Source organism: Streptomyces sp. NPDC002835, assembly GCF_053591995.1.
The window spans coordinates 1-1,077 of sequence record NZ_JBSFUW010000141.1 but is presented as its reverse complement, the minus strand read 5'-3'; the positions used below and the strand labels follow the sequence as shown (position 1 = coordinate 1,077).

General features: G+C 72.1%; 1 protein-coding gene. It reads left to right on the top strand.

The window, feature by feature from the left end; genetic code table 11:
* Nucleotides 1-1,077, top strand: a 1,077-nt coding sequence (locus ACWD01_RS37550; protein WP_451168481.1) for an acetyl-CoA carboxylase biotin carboxylase subunit, incomplete at both ends; no start/stop codon positions are given.

Genomic DNA, 1,077 nt, shown 5'->3' with positions numbered 1-1,077 from the left:
GACGCCGGACTGACCTGGATCGGCCCGCCGCCGCAGGCGATCCGCGACCTCGGTGACAAGGTCGCCGCCCGTCATATCGCCCAGCGCGCCGGCGCCCCGCTGGTCGCCGGCACCCCGGACCCGGTGTCCGGCGCCGACGAGGTCGTGACGTTCGCCCGGGAGCACGGGCTGCCGATCGCCATCAAGGCCGCCTTCGGCGGTGGCGGTCGCGGCCTGAAGGTCGCCCGCACCCTCGAAGAGGTGCCGGAGCTGTACGACTCGGCGGTCCGCGAGGCCGTCGCCGCCTTCGGCCGCGGCGAGTGCTTCGTCGAGCGCTACCTCGACAAGCCGCGCCACGTCGAGACCCAGTGCCTGGCCGACACCCACGGCAACGTGGTGGTCGTCTCGACGCGTGACTGCTCACTCCAGCGCCGTCACCAGAAGCTGGTGGAGGAGGCCCCCGCGCCCTTCCTGTCAAAGGCTCAGAACGCGGAGCTGTACCGCGCGTCGAAGGCCATCCTCAAGGAGGCCGGTTACGTCGGCGCCGGCACCGTCGAGTTCCTCGTCGGTGTCGACGGCACGATCTCCTTCCTGGAGGTCAACACCCGCCTCCAGGTCGAGCACCCGGTGACCGAGGAGGTCACCGGCATCGACCTGGTCCGCGAGATGTTCCGTATCGCCGACGGCGAGGAGCTGGGCTACGACGACCCGGCCGTGCGCGGTCACTCGTTCGAGTTCCGGATCAACGGCGAGGACCCGGGCCGGGGCTTCCTCCCGGCGCCCGGCACCGTCACCGCCTTCGCCCCGCCCAGCGGCCCCGGTGTGCGGCTGGACGCGGGTGTGGAGACCGGCTCCGTGATCGGCCCGGCGTGGGACTCCCTCCTCGCCAAGCTGATCGTGACCGGCGCGACCCGCGAGCAGGCGCTGCAGCGCGCGGCGCGCGCGCTCGCGGAGTTCAACGTCGAGGGCATGGCCACGGCCATCCCCTTCCACCGTGCGGTCGTCGCCGACCCGGCGTTCACGGCGGACCCGTTCCGGGTCCACACCCGCTGGATCGAGACGGAGTTCGTCAACGAGATCAAGCCGTTCACCGTCCCC